The 22,036-nt window shown below is 68.3% G+C and carries 17 protein-coding genes; 6 read left to right on the forward strand and 11 right to left on the reverse strand.

The window, feature by feature from the left end; translation table 11 throughout:
• Positions 1–176 precede the first annotated feature (176 nt).
• The 3 genes from AC1C2N_RS02445 (at position 177) to phoA (ending at position 4,364) form a co-directional block, all read left to right on the forward strand.
• Entirely contained in the window at positions 177–1,040 is an 864-nt protein-coding gene (locus AC1C2N_RS02445; protein ID WP_495432744.1) for a sugar phosphate isomerase/epimerase family protein, read from the forward strand.
• Positions 1,041–1,067: 27 nt separating this feature from the next.
• Positions 1,068–1,844, forward strand: a complete 777-nt coding sequence (locus tag AC1C2N_RS02450; RefSeq protein WP_495432745.1) for an SDR family NAD(P)-dependent oxidoreductase — start codon at positions 1,068–1,070, stop codon at positions 1,842–1,844.
• A 666-nt stretch (positions 1,845–2,510) separates the two neighbouring features.
• Positions 2,511–4,364, forward strand: coding sequence for an alkaline phosphatase (gene phoA, locus AC1C2N_RS02455; protein WP_495432746.1), 1,854 nt, complete (start codon positions 2,511–2,513; stop codon positions 4,362–4,364).
• 549 nt (positions 4,365–4,913) lie between these two features.
• Here phoA and AC1C2N_RS02460 read toward each other — a convergent pair.
• From AC1C2N_RS02460 to AC1C2N_RS02475, 4 genes are all read right to left on the reverse strand, one after another.
• On the reverse strand, positions 4,914–5,231 hold the full coding sequence (locus AC1C2N_RS02460; protein WP_483405434.1) for a putative quinol monooxygenase: 318 nt from the start codon (positions 5,229–5,231) through the stop codon (positions 4,914–4,916).
• Between the two features lie 341 nt (positions 5,232–5,572).
• A complete protein-coding gene (locus tag AC1C2N_RS02465) occupies positions 5,573–5,824 on the reverse strand; it encodes a heavy-metal-associated domain-containing protein (protein ID WP_495432747.1) in 252 nt (83 codons plus the stop codon).
• A 414-nt stretch (positions 5,825–6,238) separates the two neighbouring features.
• Positions 6,239–6,694 (reverse strand): heavy-metal-associated domain-containing protein, encoded by a 456-nt coding sequence (locus tag AC1C2N_RS02470; RefSeq protein WP_495432749.1) that lies wholly within the window; start codon positions 6,692–6,694, stop codon positions 6,239–6,241.
• A gap of 31 nt (positions 6,695–6,725) precedes the next feature.
• Positions 6,726–7,007 (reverse strand): metal-sensitive transcriptional regulator, encoded by a 282-nt coding sequence (locus AC1C2N_RS02475; protein ID WP_495432750.1) that lies wholly within the window; start codon positions 7,005–7,007, stop codon positions 6,726–6,728.
• Positions 7,008–7,568: 561 nt separating this feature from the next.
• On the opposite strand from AC1C2N_RS02475, the gene AC1C2N_RS02480 reads away from it, so the two are divergent.
• Positions 7,569–9,800, forward strand: coding sequence for a heavy metal translocating P-type ATPase (locus tag AC1C2N_RS02480; protein ID WP_495433071.1), 2,232 nt, complete (start codon positions 7,569–7,571; stop codon positions 9,798–9,800).
• A 654-nt stretch (positions 9,801–10,454) separates the two neighbouring features.
• On the opposite strand, the gene AC1C2N_RS02485 is transcribed toward AC1C2N_RS02480, so the two are convergent.
• Complete coding sequence (locus AC1C2N_RS02485; protein WP_495432751.1) at positions 10,455–10,724, reverse strand: CDGSH iron-sulfur domain-containing protein; 270 nt, start codon at positions 10,722–10,724, stop codon at positions 10,455–10,457.
• Entirely contained in the window at positions 10,661–11,866 is a 1,206-nt protein-coding gene (locus tag AC1C2N_RS02490; RefSeq protein ID WP_495432752.1) for an iron-containing redox enzyme family protein, read from the reverse strand. Before AC1C2N_RS02490 ends, AC1C2N_RS02485 begins: the two co-directional genes overlap by 64 nt.
• Positions 11,867–12,501: 635 nt before the next feature.
• On the opposite strand from AC1C2N_RS02490, the gene AC1C2N_RS02495 reads away from it, so the two are divergent.
• Both AC1C2N_RS02495 and AC1C2N_RS02500 read left to right on the forward strand, forming a co-directional pair.
• Positions 12,502–13,566, forward strand: coding sequence for an aldo/keto reductase (locus AC1C2N_RS02495; protein ID WP_495432753.1), 1,065 nt, complete (start codon positions 12,502–12,504; stop codon positions 13,564–13,566).
• Positions 13,563–14,963, forward strand: a complete 1,401-nt coding sequence (locus tag AC1C2N_RS02500; protein ID WP_495432754.1) for an LLM class flavin-dependent oxidoreductase — start codon at positions 13,563–13,565, stop codon at positions 14,961–14,963. The genes AC1C2N_RS02495 and AC1C2N_RS02500 overlap by 4 nt, the downstream gene beginning before the upstream one ends.
• A gap of 384 nt (positions 14,964–15,347) precedes the next feature.
• Here the strand turns inward: AC1C2N_RS02500 and AC1C2N_RS02505 are convergent, their stop codons facing one another.
• Genes AC1C2N_RS02505 through AC1C2N_RS02525 form a run of 5 tightly spaced genes read right to left on the reverse strand, consistent with a single transcriptional unit; the run spans position 15,348 to position 21,958 of the window.
• Positions 15,348–16,589 carry an acyl-CoA dehydrogenase family protein gene (locus AC1C2N_RS02505; protein ID WP_495432755.1) on the reverse strand — a complete coding sequence of 414 codons (1,242 nt, stop codon included), beginning with the start codon at positions 16,587–16,589 and terminating at the stop codon, positions 15,348–15,350.
• A 44-nt stretch (positions 16,590–16,633) separates the two neighbouring features.
• Positions 16,634–18,466: a dipeptide ABC transporter ATP-binding protein gene (locus tag AC1C2N_RS02510; protein WP_495432756.1), complete on the reverse strand. Its 1,833-nt coding sequence runs from the start codon at positions 18,464–18,466 to the stop codon at positions 16,634–16,636.
• Positions 18,463–19,383: an ABC transporter permease gene (locus tag AC1C2N_RS02515; protein WP_495432757.1), complete on the reverse strand. Its 921-nt coding sequence runs from the start codon at positions 19,381–19,383 to the stop codon at positions 18,463–18,465. The genes AC1C2N_RS02510 and AC1C2N_RS02515 overlap by 4 nt, the downstream gene beginning before the upstream one ends.
• Positions 19,380–20,312: an ABC transporter permease gene (locus AC1C2N_RS02520; RefSeq protein WP_483405447.1), complete on the reverse strand. Its 933-nt coding sequence runs from the start codon at positions 20,310–20,312 to the stop codon at positions 19,380–19,382. Before AC1C2N_RS02520 ends, AC1C2N_RS02515 begins: the two co-directional genes overlap by 4 nt.
• A complete protein-coding gene (locus tag AC1C2N_RS02525) occupies positions 20,309–21,958 on the reverse strand; it encodes an ABC transporter substrate-binding protein (protein ID WP_495432758.1) in 1,650 nt (549 codons plus the stop codon). Before AC1C2N_RS02525 ends, AC1C2N_RS02520 begins: the two co-directional genes overlap by 4 nt.
• Positions 21,959–22,036: the final 78 nt, after the last annotated feature.

The following is a 22,036-nucleotide window of genomic DNA, read 5'->3' on the forward strand; positions in this document are numbered from 1 at the left end:
CTTTCAATCGCTGTGACTGTCGACCACCGACAGCATCACGTTCATGACAGTCTGAGCTTCTTGATCGAGCTTGTCAACAGGCAACATAAAACTGCTAGCCGTTGACTGTTGACAGTGAAATCCGTAGTCTCGATTCACCGCGGTTGTCACGCACCGCTGACACTCAGAGGATCACAATGACGTTTCACCCTCGCCTCGGCTGCTCGACGATCAGCTTCCGGCACCAGCACCTGGCCGACGCGCTCGCCACGATTCGCGCGGCAGGCTTTGAGGAGATCGACCTCGGTGCGCTGCCCGGCGTCTGCGACCACGTTCCGTTTGTTCTCGATGCGGATGCCGTCGGCTCGGTTGCCGAGACTGTGAACGCCTCGGGCTTGCGGGTGCGTTCGGTGAACGGCGACATCGGTGACCTGAACCGGGTGCTCTCAGCCGATGAGCGGTCGGCTCGGCAGTCCCACCTCGACATGTTGCTCTCGCTGACCCGGGCCATCGGTGCCCAGGCGCTGGTCCTACCGTGCGGTGCGCTCGACCACGAACCTCTCCGCAGCCTTGACCAGGACCTCGACGCGGTCGCCGCCGAGCTGATCGCCGCGTCCGAGCGGGCCCGTGCCGCCGGGGTTGAGCTCTGGACCGAGTCGCTCCACTACTTCCGCCTGTGCTGGAACATCGACCGCGCGGCCCAACTCACCGACCGGCTCGCGGGTACCGACGTGGGGATCGTCATGGATTTCAGCCACGTCACGGCATCCGGTGGGTCGCCCATCGAATTCGTGGACCGGTTCGGCCCGGCCATCAGGCACGTCCACCTGCGGGACGCCGTGCCGGGCAACATCCGTCTCAGCATTGGCAACGGTGTCGCCGACTTCGCGGGTGGGCTGCGGGCGCTCGCCGAGTCGGGTTATCGCGGGCACTTCTCACTCGAGCTGGAGACCGGCGACGTGACGGATGCCGAGCGGCCGGCGGCGGCCGTCGCGGCGGCATCCGTTCTCTCGCCCCTTCTCGCTGGCGCCGATCCAGCCCTTCACGCTCTACTTTCCTGACTGCCCAACCGATCTCAAGGAGACATCATGACCGACACCATTCAGCGCACCGCGGTTCTCACCGGTGCTACCTCCGAACGCGGAATCGGTGTGACCACCGCCAGGCGTTATGCCCGCGAGGGGTGGGCGATCGTCATTCTCGACCTCGACGGGGAAAAGTCTGCGGCGGTCGCGGCGGAGATCGGCGCGGAGTTCGGGGTGCCGGCGTTTGGGCATCAGGTCGATGTGGCTGACGAGGCGTCGGTGCTCGCCGCCCAGGAGGCCGTGGCCGGCGAGGTGTCGGCCGGTCGGCTGCCCGCGGTCGGGGCGCTCGCGAACATTGCGGGCATCACGTCGCCGGTGCCGTTCCTGGAGACCACGCTCGAGCTGTGGAACAAGGTGATGGCCGTCAACGCGACGGGCACCTATCTCGTGACGAAGGCGTTCCTGCCGGCGATGATCGAGAACCAGTGGGGGCGCATCGTCAACATGTCGTCGGTGTCGGCGCAGCGGGGTGGTGGCGTGTTCGGCAAGGTGCCGTACTCGGCGGCGAAGGCGGCGATCCTCGGGTTCACGAAGGCGCTCGCGCGGGAGCTCGGCGACAACGGAGTGACCGTGAACGCGGTGACGCCTGGTGCCGTCGACACGAACATCCGCGTGGGCAGCACGCCGGAGCAGGAGGAGGCGATTGCGGCGGGGATCCCGCTCGGGCGTACGGCGACTGCCGAGGAGGTCGCCGCCGTGATCACCTTCCTGTCGTCGCAGGACGCGGGATATGTCACCGGGACGACGGTCGACATCAACGGGGGGAGCCACATCCACTAGGGGCCGCGGGTCCTCCCCGTCGCGCCATCTACTCGAGCGCTGCACTTCCATGCTCGGGCTGCAGATACCTCTGCAGCGTGGACATGGATGTGCCGCGCTCGGAGCGCACGCGTGGTGGGTGTGGGCCGCGCGCACCCGCGTTAGCCGTCACTTTGTGTGCGGATGCCGCCCGCCGGCATCCGTTCGGGTGACGGTTGTGGTGGGTGTGCGGCGCGAGAACCCGCCGAAAGTGTCACTTCAGCCGAAGAGTCAGCGGGGTCGCCGCTCGACCCGGCGGCCCGCCGACTCGACCCCCCGCTATGACCACCCCCAGGGTTCGAGTGACACCTGCGGTGGGTGTGGGGCGCGCGCACCCACGTTAACTGTCACTTTGTCTGCGGATGCCGGTCGGTGGCTTCGGTTCAAGTGACACCTGTGGTGGGTGCCGGCCGCGCGCACCCACGTTAACTGTCACTTTGAACGCGGATGCCGTCGGCGGCGTCCCCTGGGGAGCCCCGGCCGGCTGCGACGAACGGTCACCCCCGGTTCGCGGCCCGTTCACGCGGAGTTTGCCTACGCCCGCTTGGGTGGGAGCGTCCGCCACTCGACGGACGCGAGACTCTCACAGGGGAATAACCAACAATGCATGCACCTGACACCGTGCGCCGGCGCCGAATCGTGACGTCCGTGGCATCCGCAATGCTGATCGCGGGGATCAGCATCGCCTCTCCGCTCGCCGCCTTTGCGGCGCCCGACGACAACGGCGGCGCAGCGCGCAACGAATCGGACCAGACCGAGGCGCTTCGCCAGTCGATCCTCGACAGCGATGCGAAGAACGTCATCCTGCTCATCGGCGATGGCATGGGCGACAGCGAGATCACCGTCGCCCGCAACTACGCCGAGGGGGCCGGGGGTGAATTCTCCGGAATCGACGCGCTTCCGCTGACCGGCCAGTACACGACCTACGCGCTGAACAAGGACGGCACCCCGAACTACGCGTCCGAGTCGGCGTCGACGGCATCCGGCTGGTCGACGGGAACCAAGACCTACAACGGGGCGCTCTCGGTTGATATCGCGGGCGAAGCCCAGTCGACGTTGCTCGAACTCGCCAAGGCGAACGGCCTGAAGACGGGCAACGTGTCGACGGCGGAGATTCAGGATGCCACGCCTGGCGCGGAGATCGCGCATGTGTCTGCGCGGTCCTGCTACGGGCCGACGGCCACCACGAAGACCTGCCCCGAGGCGGCGCTGGAGAACGGCGGGCTCGGCTCGATCTCGGAGCAACTGCTCAATGTGCGCCCCGACGTGACGCTCGGTGGTGGGTCCAAGACCTTCACCGAAACGGCGGTCGCGGGGCCGTGGCAGGGCAAGACGCTGTTCGAGCAGGCCGAGGATCGCGGCTACCAGCTCGTGAACGACGCCGCTTCGCTCGCCGCGGTGTCGGCGGCCGACGCGACGGCACCGGTGCTCGGACTCTTCACCGAGGGCAACTTCCCGACCCGCTGGATCGGTCCGGAAGCCACGGTGGGCGGCGGAGACCTCGCTCCGGTCAACTGCACCGAGAACCCGGCGCGGCTCGATACCGGACTCTCCCTCGGATCGTTGACCAGCAAAGCCATCGACCTGCTGGCATCCGACGACCAGGGCTTCTTCCTCCAGGTCGAGGGCGCGAGCATCGACAAGCGTGACCACGCGGCGGATGCCTGCGGCCAGATCGGCGAGACCGTCGACCTGGATGAGGCGGTGCAGGAGGCGCTCGAGTTCGCGAAGGCTGACGGAGATACCCTCGTCGTCGTGACTGCTGACCACGCGCACACAAGCCAGATCCTCGGTTCGACGCCTCCCGGCCTGAGCGCACACCTCCTCACCGAAGAGGGCCAGCCGATGATCGTTGGCTACGGCACGGCTGAGGCCGGCGGGTCGCAGCAGCACACGGGTTCGCAGGTGCGCATCGCCGGGTACGGACCGGGCGCGGCCAATGTCGTTGGGCTCACCGACCAGACCGACCTGTTCTTCACCTCGGCGAACTCGCTGTCGTTGAACCGCGACCTGGCCTCACTGAGTGCGGATGCCACGCTGTCGCTGTCCGCGTCGGCCGTGAAGCCCGGTGAGGAGTTCACCGCTTCGGTCACGGGTCTCGACGCCGACTGGCAGGTGGGCGGCGTGCTCGAATCCGACCCGGTCGACCTCGGCCAGGTCGACGTTCTGCGGGGTGACGCATCGTTCACGGTGACGGCGCCCGCCGAGTTGGGGGAGCACACAGTGACCCTCACCGGGGTGCAGACGGGGACGGTGCTGACGGCATCCGTCGTTGTCACTGCAGACCCGGCGTCGGTGCCTGTGCCTGTGCCGTCGGCGTCGGCTGATCCTGCGGCGGGGGCTGGTTCGGCTGCCGGGGGTGGTTCGGGCCTGGGTGGTTCGGGCGTGCTCGGCTCGACCGGTGCGGGGGTCGGTCCGCTGGCGGCGCTCGCCGCGCTGCTGATGGCGGCCGGCACGATGCTGGCGCTGCGTCACCGGCGCAGGCACGGGCAGCTCGCGTAGGTTCTGCGCGTGCGCTTGCAGGGGCCGGCGGTCACTTCGGTGGCTGTCGGCCCCTTTTTGTCGTTCTCCCTATTCGAGCGCTGCACGTCCATGTTCGCGCTGCAGATACTTCTGCAGCGCGAACAAGGATCTGCCGCGCTCGGCGGGCAACCTGCGCTGGGCGCTCACCCGCGCTGGGCGCTCGCCCGCGCTCGGCACCCACGCTCAGCGCACGCCCGCGCGACCGCCGGCATCCGTTGTGCGGGGATGCGGTCACGACATCGACTCGGGCGCTGCACTTCCATGTTGGGGCTGCAGATACTTCTGCAGCGCGAACAAGGATCTGCCGCGCTGGGCGCTCACCCGCGCTGGGCGCTCACCCGCGCTGGGCTCACCCGCGCTGGGCGCTCACCCGCGCTGGGCACCCACGCTCAGTGCGCACCCGCGCGACCGCCGGCATCCGTTTTGCGGGGATGCGAGCACGTCGTCGGCTCGAGCGCTGCACTTCCATGTTGGGGCTGCAGATACTTCTGCAGCGCGAACAAGGATCTGCCGCGCTCGGCGCGCCGTTCAGAGCGAGCCCTGGATCTCGTTGCCGGCCGGGAGCGGCTCGAGGCGGGTGACCTCGACGGGGCGCGCGAGCTTGCCCTCGAGCGACGCGTTGAGTGCGGCGACGGCTTCGCCCGCGCCATGGGCGTCGAGAAGCTCGGCGGATTCCCACTTCTCGATCATCATGATCGTGTTCTCGGGCGTCCGGTGGATCGCGTACAGAATGCACCCGGGTTCCTCGTGCACGGCAGCGATGGCCGGGAGGAGCGCCTCGTGGACAGCATCGAACTGGCCGTCGACGGGAACGAAATGGGCGGTGACAACAATCGGCTGGGTCATGTTGCCCGATGTTACCGGTCGTGGCTGGTCGACTGGGTTCCACGCCTGGGAGGGCGTGCTCGGTCAAGGGGCGTCGGCCGCGATTCAGGCGACAGTTATTGTGCGTGTGCGCCGGTGGCACCCACAAGAAGTGTCACTTGAACGTCAGGGCGTGGTGTCGGGGTCCGGCACTGGCGTGGGAGGTGAGGCGTGGGGCGTCGATGTCAGGTTCAGGTGACAGTTACTGTGCGTGCGCGCCGGTGGCACCCGCAACAAGTGTCACTTGAACGTCAGGGCGTGGGGCACCGGGGTGAGTGGTGTGGGAAGTGGGGTCAGGGGCGTGCGGCGCTGCACCAGGGGCGCTACCCAACGGGGTGCGGGCCGCCCACCAGCACATAGCCGGCCGCATTGAGGGCGGCACCGACGGCATCCGGGTCGAGGTCCGTCGCGCTGGTCACCGTGACGCGCGAGATCCCGCCGCTGTTGAGGTCGACGTCGACCGAGTCGACGCCCGTGATCCGTTCCAGCCCGTTCATGACTGTGGCGATGCAGCGGCCGCGGGTCATGCCAGCGACGTCGAGCACTGACCTGACGCGGGGGCGGGATCCTGACACCCTCGGCGCGCCGATCACAGAGTCGGAGCGCACGGTCGGCGCGAGCGCCGCGGACTGGCTGCAGGCGCACCCGCCGGCACTTCCGCAACCGCCGGAGCCGGCAGTGTTAGTGCTGCTGCCTCCGCCGCAGATGCCGCCGCAACCGCCGTCCCCGCACGCGCCCGAACCGCAGCCACCAGCACCGCCGCCATCGCCGCACGCACCCGAACCGCAGCCACCAGCACCGCACCCACCCGCACCGCCGCCACAGCATCCGTCGTCGGATGGAGCGCCGCTGCGTTTCTCGGTCAACCCGAGATCGTGAAGGGGCCCTGTGGCCATGGGATGCTCCTGTGTCGGGACGTGAAGTTCGGTGGCGGGTGAGGAGCGCGCGAACCTGCCGGTCCGCGCGTGCCCTGGGCGGGAGTGGGTAGCTTAGTCCGCGGCGAGCGGCGCGCTCACCAGCGCGTAGCCGGCCTCTTCGATGGCCGCGGCGACGTGGGCCTTGTCCAGGGGAGCCTCGCTCATCACGAAGACGGACGAAACGCCCTCCGGGTTTAGCGTGATGTCGACACCGTTCACACCGTAAATCTCAGCAAGCTCCTCCGTGACGCTCTTCACGCAGTGCTCGCAGGTCATGCCCGACACGGAGAGTTCGGTGACGACACTGCCCGCCGGTACGGATGCCGTGCCCCGGCTGACATTGATGCCGTGACCAGCACCGTGGCCGGCTCCCGCGCCGTGGCCACCGCACATGCATCCGCCGCCGCCGTGGCCGCATCCGCAACCGCCGCCCGTGCCGCCGCTCGCGTGAACGTCGGTCAGGCCGAGGTCACGAATGGGGCGCGAGTCGCCGCGCGCGGTCAGGCCGAGGTCGGTGTGGTCGGTCATGAAGTCTCCTTGGGGATGGAAAAGGTGGTGGTCAGGAGCGGACGAGGCGCGCAATTGCGGCCGACGCCTCGCGGATCTTCTCTTCGGCGACAGGGCCACCCTCGCGGGTCGCCTCCGCGACGCAGTGGTTGAGGTGATCGTCGAGCAACTGGAGCGCAACGGTCTCGAGCGCCTTCGTCGCGGCGGACACCTGCGTGAGGATATCGATGCAATAGACGTCGTCTTCGACCATACGCTGGATGCCGCGAACCTGGCCCTCCGCCCGGCGAAGCCGCTTCACGAGGTCGGCCTTGTTGTCGACGTACCCATGCATGATGACCTCCGTTTGCTCCTTCCAATATACCCGGCAGGGGTATTGAGGACAATCGCGTGCCTGCCGCTCGCGGAGCATTAAGCCTCTTGTGTTGATACCCCTAGGGGGTATATCTTGCCCGGTATGAAAGACCATGAAACTCCGGATGCCGGTGCGTCGCGGTCGGATCGCCAACTACCGGTTTCCCGCAGCGAGGAGTCGCCACACGAGGCGGGTACCGCGAGCGAGCAGGCGGGGCACGCCGGGACAGAGAACGCTGTCACCGGGCACGCTGAGACTCGGCGCGCTGGGACCGGGCACGCCGGGACCGGGCACGCCGGGACCGGGCACGCCGGGGTAGGGCACGGCGATGCGGGGCAGGGTGAAGAGCGGCGCGCAGGTGAGGCTGGGACGAGTCGCGCGGGCCACCCGGGGATGAATGATGCTGACCACGCCACTCACCTCGGGATGGATCACGACGCCATGAGTCACGGTGCCGGACATGGTGTTGCCGGCGAGCAGGGCAGCCACACGGGTGCCGCGCACGCGAACCACGGTGTCGGGCACGAGAACCACACCGGGATGGACCACGCGGCCACGGGCCACGGTGGGATGGACCACGCGGCCATGGGTCACGGCGGGACGGACCACGCCGCCAAGGACCACACGGCCATGGGTCACGCCGGGATGGACCACACGGCCATGGACCACGCTGGCACGGGCCATTCCGCCATGGGCCACGCCGGAATGGATCACTCGGCCATGGGTCACAACGGAATGGGCCACAGCGGAATGGACCACAGCGGCCACAGCGGACATGGCGACCACGTCGCCCAGTTCCGCCGCCTGTTCTGGGTGATGCTCGTGATTGCGATCCCGGTCGTGGCGTTCAGCAGCATGTTCGCGGCGATCCTCGGGTACTCGCTCCCCGACATCCGCTGGCTCAGCTGGATCTCACCGGTCCTCGGCACCGTGATGTTCGTCTGGGGCGGCAGGCCGTTCCTCACCGGAGCGGTCGCCGAGATCAAGGCCCGCCAGCCGGGCATGATGCTGCTCATCGGCCTCGCCATTTCGGTGGCCTTTGTCGCATCCTGGGGCGCGAGCCTCGGCATCCTTGACCATGAACTGGACTTCTGGTGGGAACTCGCCCTCCTTATCGTGATCATGCTGCTCGGGCATTGGATCGAGATGCGGTCGCTCGCCCAGACGTCGTCGGCGCTCGACTCGCTCGCGGCGCTCATCCCGGACGAAGCCGAGCGCGTCGACGGCACCAGCATCACCGTTGTGCCGCCGGCCGAACTTCGGGTGGGCGACCTCGTCATTGTGCGGCCGGGAGGCCGGGTTCCCGCTGACGGACGAATCGATGACGGCACCGCCGACGTCGACGAGTCGATGATCACTGGTGAGTCGATGCCGGTCCGGCGGGGGCCGGGCGACCCCGTCGTCGCCGGAACCGTGGCCACCGATTCGGCACTGAGGGTGCGCGTGACGGCGGTCGGTGAGGATACAGCGCTTGCCGGCATCCGTCGACTGGTGACCGATGCGCAGAACTCGACCTCGCGGGCGCAGCGCCTGGCGGACAAGGCCGCGGGCTGGCTGTTCTGGTACGCGCTCGGTGCCGCCGCGATCACGGCTGTGGCGTGGACGCTCCTCGGCACGCCCGATGAGGCGATTATCCGCACGATCACCGTGCTGGTGATTGCCTGCCCGCACGCGCTCGGCCTGGCGATTCCGCTCGTTGTCTCGATCTCGACCGAGCGGGCCGCCCGCGCCGGCGTGCTGGTCAAGGATCGGCTCGCGCTTGAGAGCATGCGCACCGTCGATACCGTGCTGTTCGACAAGACCGGAACCCTCACCCGCGGCGAACCCGCCCTGGCCGGGGTCGCTCCGGCCGACGGCTGGACCTTGGATGAGGTGCTCGCCCTCGCGGCAGCCGCCGAAGCTGACAGCGAGCATCCGCTGGCGCGCGCCCTCGTCGCGGCGGCGGCGAGTCGCGGGGTGGGGCTCGCGGCGGCATCCGATTTTCGGTCATCGCCCGCGGTGGGCGTTGAGGCGATGGTCGGAGGTCGGCGGGTGGAAGTGGGCGGCCCGGGCCTGCTCGAGCGGACGGGCGTTCCACCGCTGCCCGCCACCGCGGAGTGGAGCGGCCAGGGTGCGACGGTGCTGCACGCTCTTGTCGACGGGCGGGTCGCTGGGGCGTTTGCGTTGCGCGATGAGATCCGGCCTGCGTCTCGGGATGCCGTCAGCGCGCTTCACGCCCGCCAGGTCCAGGTGGTGATGATTACCGGCGATGCCGAGGCTGTGGCGCGGTCGGTGGCGGGTGAGCTGGGCATCGATCGGGTCTTCGCTGGCGTTCGCCCCGGGGATAAGGCGGCGAAGGTCGCCGAGTTGCAGGCCGAGGGGCGGCGCGTCGCGATGGTCGGCGACGGTGTGAACGACGCGCCCGCGCTCGCGCAGGCGAATGTGGGGCTCGCGATCGGGGCCGGGACCGACGTCGCCATTGCCTCCGCCGGCGTCATTCTGGCGAGCGATGACCCGCGAGCGGTGCTCTCCGTGATCGAGCTGTCGCGCGCGAGCTACCGCAAGATGCAGCAGAACCTCTGGTGGGCGGCCGGCTACAACCTCGTATCGGTGCCGCTCGCCGCCGGGGTGCTCGCGCCGGTCGGTTTCGTACTGCCGATGGCGGTCGGCGCCGTGCTCATGAGCCTGTCGACGGTCATCGTCGCGCTCAACGCCCAGCTGCTGCGACGGCTCGACCTGCGGCCCGCTGCCGTGGTGTCGTCGGTGCGGGCGGATGCCGTCGCCGCGAGGTAAGCCGGGTTGCGGTTGCGGATGCGGTTGCGGATGCGGATGCGGATGCGGAGGCTTGCCGGGCGCCGTCGCCGCGAGATAGGGACATCGGCGCGAGACAAGGATGCCCGGGCCGGTTTTGTCCTTGTCTCGGCGCTTTGTCCTTGTGCCACATCGGCCCGGCAGCCTGCGGACCCGTGCCGCGGCATCCGCTCGCCCGATGTGCAGGAGATCGCACGCTTATCAGGATCAAATCGCTGGGATCGTCCTGATGAGCGTGCGATTCCCTGTCAATCCGTCGCGGCTGTGCCGCCGAGGCGGTGCCGGCGTGCGATAGGCACACTGTGGTGGATGCCGTCGCCCGAGATAAGGACATCGGCGCGAGACAAGGATGCCCGGGCCGGTTTTGTCCTTGCCTGGGCGCTTTGTCCTTGTGCCACGGTGGCCCGGCGTCCTGCGGACCCGCGCCGCGGCATCCGCTCGCCCGATGTGCAGGAGATCGCACGCTTATCAGGATCAAATCGCTGGGATCGTCCTGATGAGCGTGCGATCACCTGTCAAACCGTCGCTGCTGTGCCGCCGCGCCAGACCCGTCCCGCGACAACCACCGCGAGTTGCTGACTTTGCACGGGTTACGACATCGCAGACCCGTGCAAACCCAGCAAACCGCGACGCGCGCTACGGCGCCTTAAACCCGATCGCCTTGTGTGTCCCATCGCAGAACGGCTTGATCGCCGACACCCCGCACCGGCACAGCGCGACGGTCTTGCGGGTGCGCTCGATCGGCTGCCCGTCGGGCGTGGTGAGGTCCATCTCACCGCGCACGAGCAGCGGCCCGTTCGGGCAGGCGATGATCTGGGTGGGCTCGGGGCGAACCGCGCCGCTCACGCTGCGGTCCCGGATGTCGTTGCTCGCGGCATCCGCAATGCTGATGCGTCCGCGGTCCATGCGTCGAGCATGACCTGGCCGGCCCAACCGTCGACGACGAGGCACGCGGCCGCACCGAAGAGGATGTCGGGGAGCAGAGCTGGTTCGTCTTCGGCGAGGGCGCCCGCGAGGTCGCGGCCCGCGATCTGCTCGTGGACGGCATCCGCTTCAACGTGCTCGTCGAAGTACCAGCACACGTCGTCGTCGAAACCGTTGCGGCGGAATCCGCGCGCGTACAGCCCGTTCGGGATCGATGAGGTCATCTCAAACGCGGCGAGGTGCCCGGCGATCGCACCGCGAAGGCGCCGGTTGAGCCCGAACATCGACATCATGTTCTGCGACGCCAGTGTCACAGCCGGCACGAAGTTGAGGTACGCGCCGTAGGTGTCGTCGAGTCCGAGCCCGCGCATGGTGCCCGCGAAAATGGCGGCGTGCATGCGGTCGGGGCGACCTCCGCCGTACTCGTCGGCCTGGATCTCCACGAGGGCAGCCTTGGGCCGGCCGGAGAGGCGGGGGATCGCCCAGGAGTGCGGGTCCGCTTCCTTGAGCGTGTAAATGGAGCGGTGGATGAGGAACTCCTCGAGCTGCTCCCGGTTGGCCTTCGACGCGATGAAGCGCGACAGGCTCGGCCCGCCACTCTCGGCACCGGTGAGGGTGAAGAGCGTGTCGGCGACGGCGGCCATGGTGGGCTCGGGCGCGTCGGGCACGGGAATGTCGCGCCGCAGCTGCGCCTCGAACGCGGCCTCGATCACGCGTCGGGCGGCGATGAGGTGCGGATGCCATTCCCATCCGTCGTGCGCACCGGCGAGCGACCCGTAGTGCAGGCCATAAAGAAGGAAGAGCGCGAGCTGGACGTCCTCGTCGTTCACGAGGTCGACGGACGCGGCGACAGCGGCTGCGGCATCCGCGGCGAGGTCGGCGGTGCCGTCGAGGGAGTCGTCACCCGTCGGCGCGGTCAGGACCAACGCCAGGATGCGACCGCTGAGCGGGCCCCTCGCGATGAGGGTCGGCTGTGCGGGGCTCGCGGTGCTCGTCGCGTTGCTCGCGTTGGTCGGGTCGTTGAGGGTGCTCGAGTCGCTCGGGTAAAAGTTGCTCGATGCCGAGTCCGCGGTGACGTCGTCGGTGCCGGTCTGGGGGTAATCATGGGGGTGCGTCAATGACATAACTCAACTCTGATCAAGCGCGGCCGCACTCGCAACCCACACTGCCCGATGCGCAATCTTCGCGATTTGCTGCTATGTGCGAGTGCGGTGCTGTGCAGCCCGGCGGGCTGGTGTGCTGTGTGGCCCGGTGGGGTGGGTGGTGTGCTGTGCGGCGACGGTGACTCGTCGACCGGTTTGCAGGAGATCGCACGTTTATCAGGCCCGGGTTGGCGATCTCGTCCTGTAAATCGTGTGATCTCCTGCGCATCGTGGCGAGCGGATGCGATGGCGCGAGGGGTGCGGGGCGCGCGCGGATGCCGCGTCGCGAGGGGGTGCCGTGAGGCGAGCGAATGCGCAGCGCGAACGGGTGCTGTGGGGTGGCGACGCCACAGCGGTCGGGTCGGGATGACGGACGGTGCGGTGCGGTGCGGTGACGGTGGCTCGACCGATTAACAGGAGATCGCACGTTTATCAGGCCCGGGTGCGCGATCTCGTCCTGCAAACCGTGCGATCTCCTGCGCATCGCGGCGAGCGGATGCCCGCGACCGACAGCATCCGTCCTGCGGAATATGACGGCGTGAGACACACAACCGAACACACGGGAGGCGGTCGTTCTAGGGTGAAAGCAGATCCCGATGACGACAAGGACGTGCACCATGACAGGCATCCCCACTGTGGAGCTCGGCGACGGTCTCGCCACCTCGGCGCAGGGCCTCGGGGGCATGGCCCTCACCGATGTGTATGGCGCCGCCGACCCTGACCAGTCGCTCGCCACGATCAACCACGCGATTGACATCGGCGTGACCTTCCTCGACACGGCTAATGTCTACGGGCAGGGCGCCAACGAGGAGCTCTTCGCCCGTGTGCTCAGGCACCGCCGCGCGGAGGTCGTGCTCGCGACCAAGTTCGGCATCCTGCCGACGCCCGACGACGGCGGGTTCCGGGCGAGGGGCGACGCCGCCTATGTGCACGAGTCGATCGACGCGAGCCTGAAACGGCTCGGCACCGACAGCGTCGACCTCTACTACTACCACCGCGTCGATTCGCGGGTGCCCATCGAGGAGACGGTTGGCGCGCTCGCCGAGCTGGTCACCGCGGGCAAGGTGCGGCATATCGGCCTCTCGGAGGTCACCGCCCTCGAGCTCGAGCGCGCAAACGCAGTGCATCCGATCGCCGCTGTGCAGAGTGAGTGGTCGCTGTGGAGCCGCGACGTCGAGGACTACGTCATCCCCACAGCGGCACGGCTCGGCATCGGGTTCGTTGCCTATTCACCGCTCGGTCGCGGATTCCTCACGGGCGGGGTGACGGATGCCGCGGCGCTGGGTGAGAAGGACGCCCGCCGCAACTTCCCCCGCTTCAACGACGAGAACTTCGCTGCCAACGTCGCAGCGGTCGAGGTTGTGCGGCAGATCGCCGGGGTCGAAGGTCTTACTCCCGCGCAGGTCGCGCTCGCCTGGGTCTACGCCTCGGGCCGGCGGCTCGGCGTCCCCGTGGTGCCGATCCCTGGCACCCGCAAAGCGCACCGGGTCGACGAGAACGCCGCGGCTGTCGACGCGACGCTCAGCGAGGAAAGCCTCGCCCGTCTCGACGGCATCTACGCCGGCATCGAGGGCGAGCGGGCCAGCGATCCGCTCTACATCTCGCGCGGCAGAGAGCAGCGGGAGCACGAGCACGCGGACGAGCGCGACCACCGCGCACCGGAAACGGAAGGACCCCGATGACCGAGCCCAAGAAACTCATCGTCAACCTCTTCGAGATGAACTGTGTCAGCCACATCTCGCACGGATTGTGGGTGCTGCCGGGCAACAACCGGCACCGGTTCAATGACATCGACTACTGGACCGAGCTCGCCCAGCTCCTCGAGGCCGGTGGCTTCGACGGCATCTTCCTCGCCGATGTGGTCGGTGCGTACGACGTGTTCCGCGACGGTCCGGAGACGGCGTTGCGTGAGGGCGTGCAGATCCCGAACAACGATCCGCTGCTGGTGATCCCGGCGATGGCCGCCGTCACCAAACACCTCGGCTTCGGCGTCACCTTCTCGACCACCTACGAGCCACCGTTCGCCTTCGCCCGCCGGATGAGCACCCTCGACCACCTCACCAAGGGCCGGATCGGCTGGAACGTCGTCACCTCGTACTTGCCCAATGCGGCGCGCAACTTCGGCCTCGACGGCGAAATGCCCAAGGCAACACGATACGAGCGCGCCGACGAGTACCTCGATGTGCTCTACAAGCTGTGGGAGGGCTCGTGGGATGACGACGCGGTCGTGAATGACCGCGAGAACCGGGTCTACACCGACCCCGACAAGGTCCGCTACATCAACCACGAGGGTGAGCACTTCAAGGTCGCTGGGCCGCACCTGAGCGAGCCGTCGCTGCAGCGCACCCCGGTCATCTACCAGGCCACCGGCTCGCCTGAGGGTATCGAGTTCGCCGGGCGTCACGCCGAGGTGGTGTTCACCGGCGGTCGCACCGTCGAGGACTTCCAGAAGAACGCGAACGAGATGCGGGATGCCGCGGTCCGGCAGGGGCGCGACGGTGACGACATTCGTTTCATCGTCCAGGCTGGCGTTGTGGTTGGTCGCACCGACGAGGAGGTCGCGGCGAAACTGCAGAGCTACCGCGAGAATACGAGCGTCGATGGCATCCTCGCGCATGGCAGCCTGCCGTTCGACCTGACCGCGTACCCGTCAGACGCGACCATCGCCACGGTGATCGACGACGTCGGACCGCACCCAATGCTCTCGAGCATGGGCGCGGAGACCACCGTCGAGGACGCCCTCGCGCGCATCACCGCCGGCAGGGAGGGGCGCTTCTTCGTGGCGGGGACGCCGCTCGAGGTCGCCGACCAGATCGAGAGCTGGCTCGATGATGACGGCATCGACGGCATCAACCTGCGCCAGTATCACTCGTTCGAGACGGCGCGTGATTTCATTGAGCTCGTTGTTCCCGAGCTGCGCAAGCGCGGGCGGATGCGCGAGAGTTACCCCGAGGGTGAGACGCTCCGCGAGCGGCTGTTCGGCGAGGGCAACAGGCGTCTGCCCGAGCGCCACGTCGCGGCGCGGTACCGCGGGGGAGCGAACCTCGATGTACCCGTGGAGCCGATCCGCTACGCCTGAGCCGCGGCATCCGCGCGCCGCGGCACCGGGATAAGGAGAAAGCGCCGAGATAAGGATGGGATGAGGTCAGCCGTCCTTCCCCCGCCGTTATTTCCTTATCTCGGCTTGCTCGAGCGGGACGCGAGCGGGCAGAGCGCCTGGCGCAGCGGCATCCGCTCTACGGGTTTGCAGGTGATCGCACGCTTAGCAGGACACAATCGCCGAGACCGTCCTGATAACCGTGCGATGTCCTGTTTTGCGGGTGACGCGAGAGCGGCGGGGTGCAACGGCGAGCGGGCGAACGGATGCCGCCGGGTCGGCCCAGCGAACGGATGCCGTGGCGTCGGCACAAGGAGATAGCGGCGAGATAAGGATGGGATAGGGCCAGCCGTCCTTGCCTCAGCGTTATTTCCTTAGCTCGGCGTCCACCGCAGCCTCGCGCAGTTCCTTCCACGCGGCGTTGGGCGCCCGATCGTTGAGGAAGAACTCGCCGACCGTGCGCTTCTTGTAGATCACCGGGTTGTGCGACGACACCGTGCGGGCGTTCCGCCAGTGCCGGTCGAGCTTGCGCTCCGATGAGGCAGCGGATGCCCCACCCACCTCAAAGAGTCGGGTGGCGGCAGCGAGCACCACGTCCACGATCGCGACCTGGGCCGAGTACACGGCGATCTCGGCCGCCGTGACCGCGGCGTCGTCGAGCGTGCCGTCCGTGTTCGTGCGGTACGCGGCATCCACCGCAGCGGCGGCATGAGCCACGAGCGCATCGGCCGTGAACGACGCAGCCGCCACCTCACCCACGACACTCTGCACGAGCGGATCCTCGCGCGGCAACGGGTTACTCGCCGTGATGAACGTGCGCGTGCGCGGGCGGACGTACTCAACCGTGTCGGTGAGGACCGCCTTGCCGATACCCGCGAGGGTAGCAACGAGCACCAGCTGGAAGAACGCCGTCACATGGTTGATGCGGCCGTCGGTGTAGCGGGTGATGTCCTCGGCGGCGACCTCCGCGTGGTCGAAGATCGTGGTGCCGCTCCCGGTCAGCCGCTGGCCGAAACCGTCCCAGTCATCCAGGCGCTCCACGCCGGGGTCGTCGGTCCGCACCACGTACGAGACCCGCCCGCCGGCGGCATCCCGCGCGCTCCCACTCACCCAGTCGGCGAAGATCGTGCCGGTGCTGTAGTACTTGCGCCCAGTGACGAAGAACCTGCCGTTCTCCTCCGAGACCACCGTGCTGACCTCGGCGAGCGACGCGCCGGTCAGCTCGCTCGAGGCGTTGCCGACGAGGTCACCCGCGGCGACCCGGCGCAGCCACTTCTCGCGGACCTCGGCATCCGGGTGAACGAGTCGCGTCTCGACGAACGCGAAGTGCCCACGCAGCAGCTGCGGGAGGTTCGAGTCAGCGGCGCCAAGCTCGCTCAACAGGCGCGCGAGCTGCCCGACCGTCGCGCCGAAACCGCCGTACTCCCGCGGCACCCGCACCGCACCGAAGCGCTCGGCCTTGAGCCAGGCGACCGCCTCGAACGGAAGCGCCCGCTCGGCCTCCCGCTCGACGGCTCCCTCCCGAATGCGCTCGAAGACCGGCGCGAACAGGGCGCTGAGCTCCTCATCGCTGAGTGCCGGGGTTGTGGTGTCGAGAAGGGTGGTCATCGTCGTCTGCTTTCGTTGCGGTTCAGTGAGGGGTGCGGATGCCGTCAGCCGCGTGCGGAATCAAAATGGGGCAACGCATCGAGCAGACCCCTGGTGTACCCGTGTGTCGGTCGGCTGAAGACATCGTCGACGGCGCCCGCCTCGACGATGCGGCCGTCTTTCATGACGAGGACCTCGTCGCTGACGTGGAAGATCACCCCGAGGTCGTGCGAGATGAACAGGTAGGTCAGGTCGAGTTCGTCCTGCAGGTCGGCGAGCAGGTCGAGGACCTGCGCCTGCACGGACACGTCGAGCGCCGACACCGGCTCGTCGAGGACGAGCAGCGCGGGGTTCGCGGCCAGCGCCCGTGCGATCGCCACCCGCTGGCGCTGGCCGCCGGAGAGTTCGATCGGACGACGGCCGAGGTGCGCCGCCCCGAGCCTCACGAGCCCGAGCAGTTCGGACACCCGCGCCGCCCGCTCGGCCCGCGACGTCCGCCCGCTGGCCGACACCGCCTCGCCGATGATGCGGGACACCGTATACCGTGGGTCGAACGAACTCAGCGGGTCCTGGTAGACCACCTGGACCTGCCGACGCAGCCGCGTGCGCTCCGCGGGCGTCGCCGATGCCCACGACACCGAGTCGATCGACACCGAACCCGAGTCCGGAGTCTCGAGGTTCGCGAGGATCCGAGCCGTCGTGGTCTTGCCCGACCCCGATTCGCCGACGATCCCCAGTGTGGTTCCCCGACGGATGCTGAATGACACGTCTTCGACGACGGTCCGCCGTGTGCGGTCGTGGCCGGGGAAGCTCTTGGTGACGCGCTCCACGACGACGAGAGGGGCGGCGTCACGGTCGCGTTGCGGCCTGGTGTGGGCGACTGTGGGGTGCGGGCCGGTCGCGACGGTGCCCGGGTTCGCGCCCGCCGAGCCGGTCGCGCCCGTCGCGCCCGGGTTCGCGCCCTCCGAGCCAGCTGCTCCTGTACCGCCCGCGACCGGCGCCGACAGCCGCCGGCGCCGCGAACTCGGGGAGGGCACTGCCGCGATGAGGGTCTTCGTGTAGGCGTGTTGCGGGTCGAAGAGCACGGCATCCGTTGTGCCCTCTTCCACAATCTCGCCGTGCTGCATGACGGCGATGCGGTCGGCGATGCGCGCGACGACGGACAGGTCGTGGCTGACGACGAGCATGCCCGTTGACGAGCCCTTGAGCGTTTCGAGCAGTCGGATGATCTGCGCCGCGATCGAGGCGTCGAGTGCGGTTGTCGGTTCGTCAGCGATGAGGAACTCGGGGTCGGCGGCGATCGCCGACGCGATGAGGGCGCGCTGGCGGAGGCCTCCCGACAGCTGGGACGGGAGCTGGGTGTACCGCAGTTCCGGTTCGGGTACGCCGACGCGACCGAGAAGATCGAGCACCTTCGCGGTGCGCTCGCGGCGTGACAGTGAGGTGTGCAGTTTGAGTGGCTCAGCGATTTCAGCGCCGACCGTGCGGAGGACATCGAGCGAGGAGAGGGCATCCTGAAGCACGAAACCGATCCGGTCGCCGCGGGTGGAGCGCCACTGCCGGTCAGGCCAGCTGCGTGTGTCTGCGCCGTCGAAGCTGAGCCGGTCGGCGCGAACCGTCGAGCCCAGCCCGGCGAGGCCGACCAGGCTGCGGGCGGTGACCGACTTGCCCGACCCGGACTCGCCGACGAGTGCGAGGCACTGGCCCCTGTCGATGCGGAACGACACGTCGCGCACCACCGTCGTGGCGTCATGGCCCGCGCCGAAGCCGACCGTGAGGCCCTGGACATCCACGAGTGCGGGGGCAGCGGCATCCACGGCGGAGTCGACGGGGGAGGCACCGGCGGAGGCCACGGGGGAGGCGCCCCGGGCCTCGGCGCGGGTGTCGCGCGCGCTCACCGGGCTACCCGCCCTTCGGAACGGCGGCGGAGGTCACGGCCCACCGCGGTGATCGCGAGCACCGTCGCGACGAGGAATGCCGACGGCACGAGGATCAGCCAGGGCGCATTGGAGATGAAGTTGCGTCCGACCGAGAGCATCGCGCCCCACTCGGGAGCGGGCGGCGGCGTGCCGAGGCCGAGGAAGCTCAGCGATGCGCCGGCACCGATCGCCCCGCCGACACCGATCGTGGCGAGCACGAGAACCGGCTTGATGGCGTTCGGCAGCACGTGGGTGAGAATCACCCGCAGCCGCGAGAAACCGAGGGTGGTGGCCGCCTCGACGTACGCGGATTGCCGCACGATGTGCGTTTGCGCGCGCACGAGCCTCGCGTAGTAGGCGATGCCGGCCGCGCCGATCGCGAGAATGGCGTTGAGGGTTCCACCGCCGATGAGCGCGATCACGACGAGCGCGAGGAGGAGCTCGGGAACCGCGAGCGTCACGTCGAGGAACCTCATGACGGCGCTCTCCACGAACCGGTTGCTCAGCCCGGCAAACAGTCCGATGATCGTGCCGAACACCACGCCGATCGCCGTTGCCGCGAGCCCGATGAGAAGCGACGTGCCCGCTCCGTGAACGACGCGGCTGTAGACATCCGCCCCCGACTCGTCGGTTCCGAAGATGTGGCCGGGTCCAGGGGGAGTGAAGCTGTCCGCCGGAGACACCTCGAGGGGGTCGACGGATGTCAGCAGTTGCGGAGCGAGGGCGGCGACCGTCACCCAGGCGAGAAAGAGCACGGCGAGTGTGAGGCCCGGGCGGAATCGCCGCCGCCGTCGTGCGCCACGAACCGGACTGACCGGTGCCGGTGCGATCGTGGGGACGACGAGCCCGTCGTCGATGGTGGTGCGGGATGCCTGGTGCGAAATGTCAACGGTCACGATGTGACTACTCTCGGATCGACGAGCGTGTACAGGATGTCGACGACGAGGTTGACGACGACGTAGACGGCGGCTGAGATCAGGACGATCCCCATGACCACCGGAAGGTCCTTGTTGTAGACCGAGCTGAGCATGAGCCCGCCGACTCCCTGCCTTGAGAACAGCGTCTCCACGATCACCGACCCGCCGAGGAGGGTCGCGACGACGAAGCCGGACATCGTGATGGTGGGGAGGGCGGCGTGCCGGAGGGCGTGGATGATCCGCACCGGGGTGTCCCGCATCCCGCGGGCACGGGCCGTGAGGATGAACGGCTGTTCGAGCACGTCCTCCAGTTCGTTGCGCAGCACCTGGGAGAGCGAACCGACGAGCGACAGCGCGAGGGTGAAGGCGGGCAGGATGAGCGGAACCAGTCCGTCACCGCCACCGGCCGGGACGAGCCGCAGCGTGAACGAGAACACGATGAGCAGCCCGAAGCCGATGATGAAGCTCGGAGTCGCGGCGAGCACGACCTCGATGCCCGAGATGATCGACCGCAACCACGGTGTGCGCTGGGCGGTGAGCACCGCGATCGCGACGGTCAGGACGAGGGCGAGGACGGCGGCGGTTCCGGCGAGGACAGCGGTTGGGCCGACCTGCTGGCCGATGGCATCCGTTACCGGCATTCTCAGCCGGTATGACTCACCGAGGTCGCCCTGCAGGAGTTGGGTGAAGTAGTGCAGGTACTGCACCAGGAACGGCTGGTCGAGGAGATAGTCGGCGCGAACCTGGGCGAGAGCCTCGGCGGAGGGACGAGCGTCCGCTCCGCCGAGGATGATCAGGGCCGTGTCGCCCGGGGTGACGTACAGCGCGAGGAACGTGAGCGTCGCAGCTCCCCAGAGCACGAAGACGCCGAGGAGAAGGCGCGTCGAGATGCGGCGGAGGATGGTCATTGCTCGAGCCAGGCCTTCGTGAAGACGGGCACCGGGTGTGAGGTGTCTGTCGCGATGCCCTTCAGCCCGTTCTTCGAGTACGCCCACTGGCTGTGGTTCTCGTAGAGCGGCAGGCCGGGCACGAGCTCGAGCAGACGGTGCTGAACGAGCGAGTAGGCCTCGCGCGCCTCATCGCCGTCGGGAGCCTGACGGGTCGCGGTGAGCAGCTCATCGAGCTCAGGATCCGACAGGTATGACGCGTTCTGCCCGATGCGCTCGCCGGTGATTTCGCTGGAGTCGTAACGGATGAACAGGACGTCCGGCGTGTTCGTGTGCCACACCCCGGCGAAGCCGTCGTAGTCGCCGGCGTACCGGATCTCGGTGAGCTGCGCCTGCGGGTACTGGTCGATCTGTAGCTCAATGCCCACCTTCTTGACCTCGCCCTGAAGCTGCACCAGGAGGGCACTCGGTGTCGCACTCTCCACGGTGGGCACCACCACGGTCAGCCGTGTGCCGTCCTTCGTGCGGTAGCCGTCGCTGTCGCGCGTCGCCCAGCCGGCCTCGTCGAGCAGGTCGTTGGCCCGGTCCGGGTCGTAGGTGAGCACGCCCTCGGTGGACTTGTCGTAGTACGGCGTCTCGGAGGAGAGGTAGTTGTCCTTGACGTTGAAGGTGTTGAAGCCGACGCTGTCGGTGACGGCTTCGCGGTCGACAGCGGCGACAAACGCTTCACGAACGCGGATGTCGTCGAACGGCGCCCGCGAGAGGTTGAAGTGCAGCACGTTGGGGCTGCCGGCCCGCACGAGGTTCTCGTACACGAACGAGTCGTTGGCCTGGATGGCCTCCGCGTTCTGGGGCGGGAGGTTCTCGGTGATGTCGTACTGGCCGGAGACGAGCGTCTCGTAGCGGATGACAGCCTCGGGCACCACGGTGATCTCGATGCCGTCGAGGTGCGCCTCGCCGTCGTAGTCGAGCCACTCCGGTCCCCAGTTGTAGCCCTCTCGCTTGACGTAGCTGATGCTCTGTCCCACCTTGTAGTCCTCGACCACGAACGGTCCTGAGCCGATGGGGTTCCGGCACAGCGTCTCGGGGGACTCGGTGATCGCCTTGCCCGAGGTCATGGCCAGCCAGGACTGGGCCAGCCCGTAGAGGAACGGGGTGTACGCGTAGGCGAGGTGCGCCTCGAAGGTGTACTCATCGACGACGGTGCCGTCGACGTACGGCGCGATGTACGCGGCGGCGAGCGGCGACTTCGTGGCTGGGTCCCTCATGTGCTCGAGGTTCTGCCCGAGCACCTCGGCGTTCCACGGTGAGCCGTCGCTGAACGTCACGCCCTCCTGCAGGTGGAAGGTGTACGTCTTTCCGTCATCCGAGATCTCCCAGCTCTCCGCGAGGTACGGCGCGATGTTGCCGTCGGCGTCGAGCGTCACGAGGTTGTCGTAGATGATTCGGCCGAGCAGCTGGTGCTGCGTCGCTGAGATCGAGTGAGCGTCGAGGCAGCCGGGTTCGGCCGAGATGGACAGTGCGAGGGTGCCGCCCTCGACCGGTTCACCGGTGCTCGACGTGCCGTCGGCTCCGGAGCCCGATGCGCAGCCCGTGAGCAGCAGCGTTGCGCCCATGACGACTGCGAGGCCTGAGACGAGGGCGGACCGTGCGCGTCGTGAAGTCATGGGTTCTTCTCCAGGGTCGGCGCCCCAGCGGAAAGCTCAGGCGAGTACCCCAAGAATGACGAGGTTCCCTCACCGGGC

Source organism: Mycetocola sp. Y791 (genome assembly GCF_059445325.1).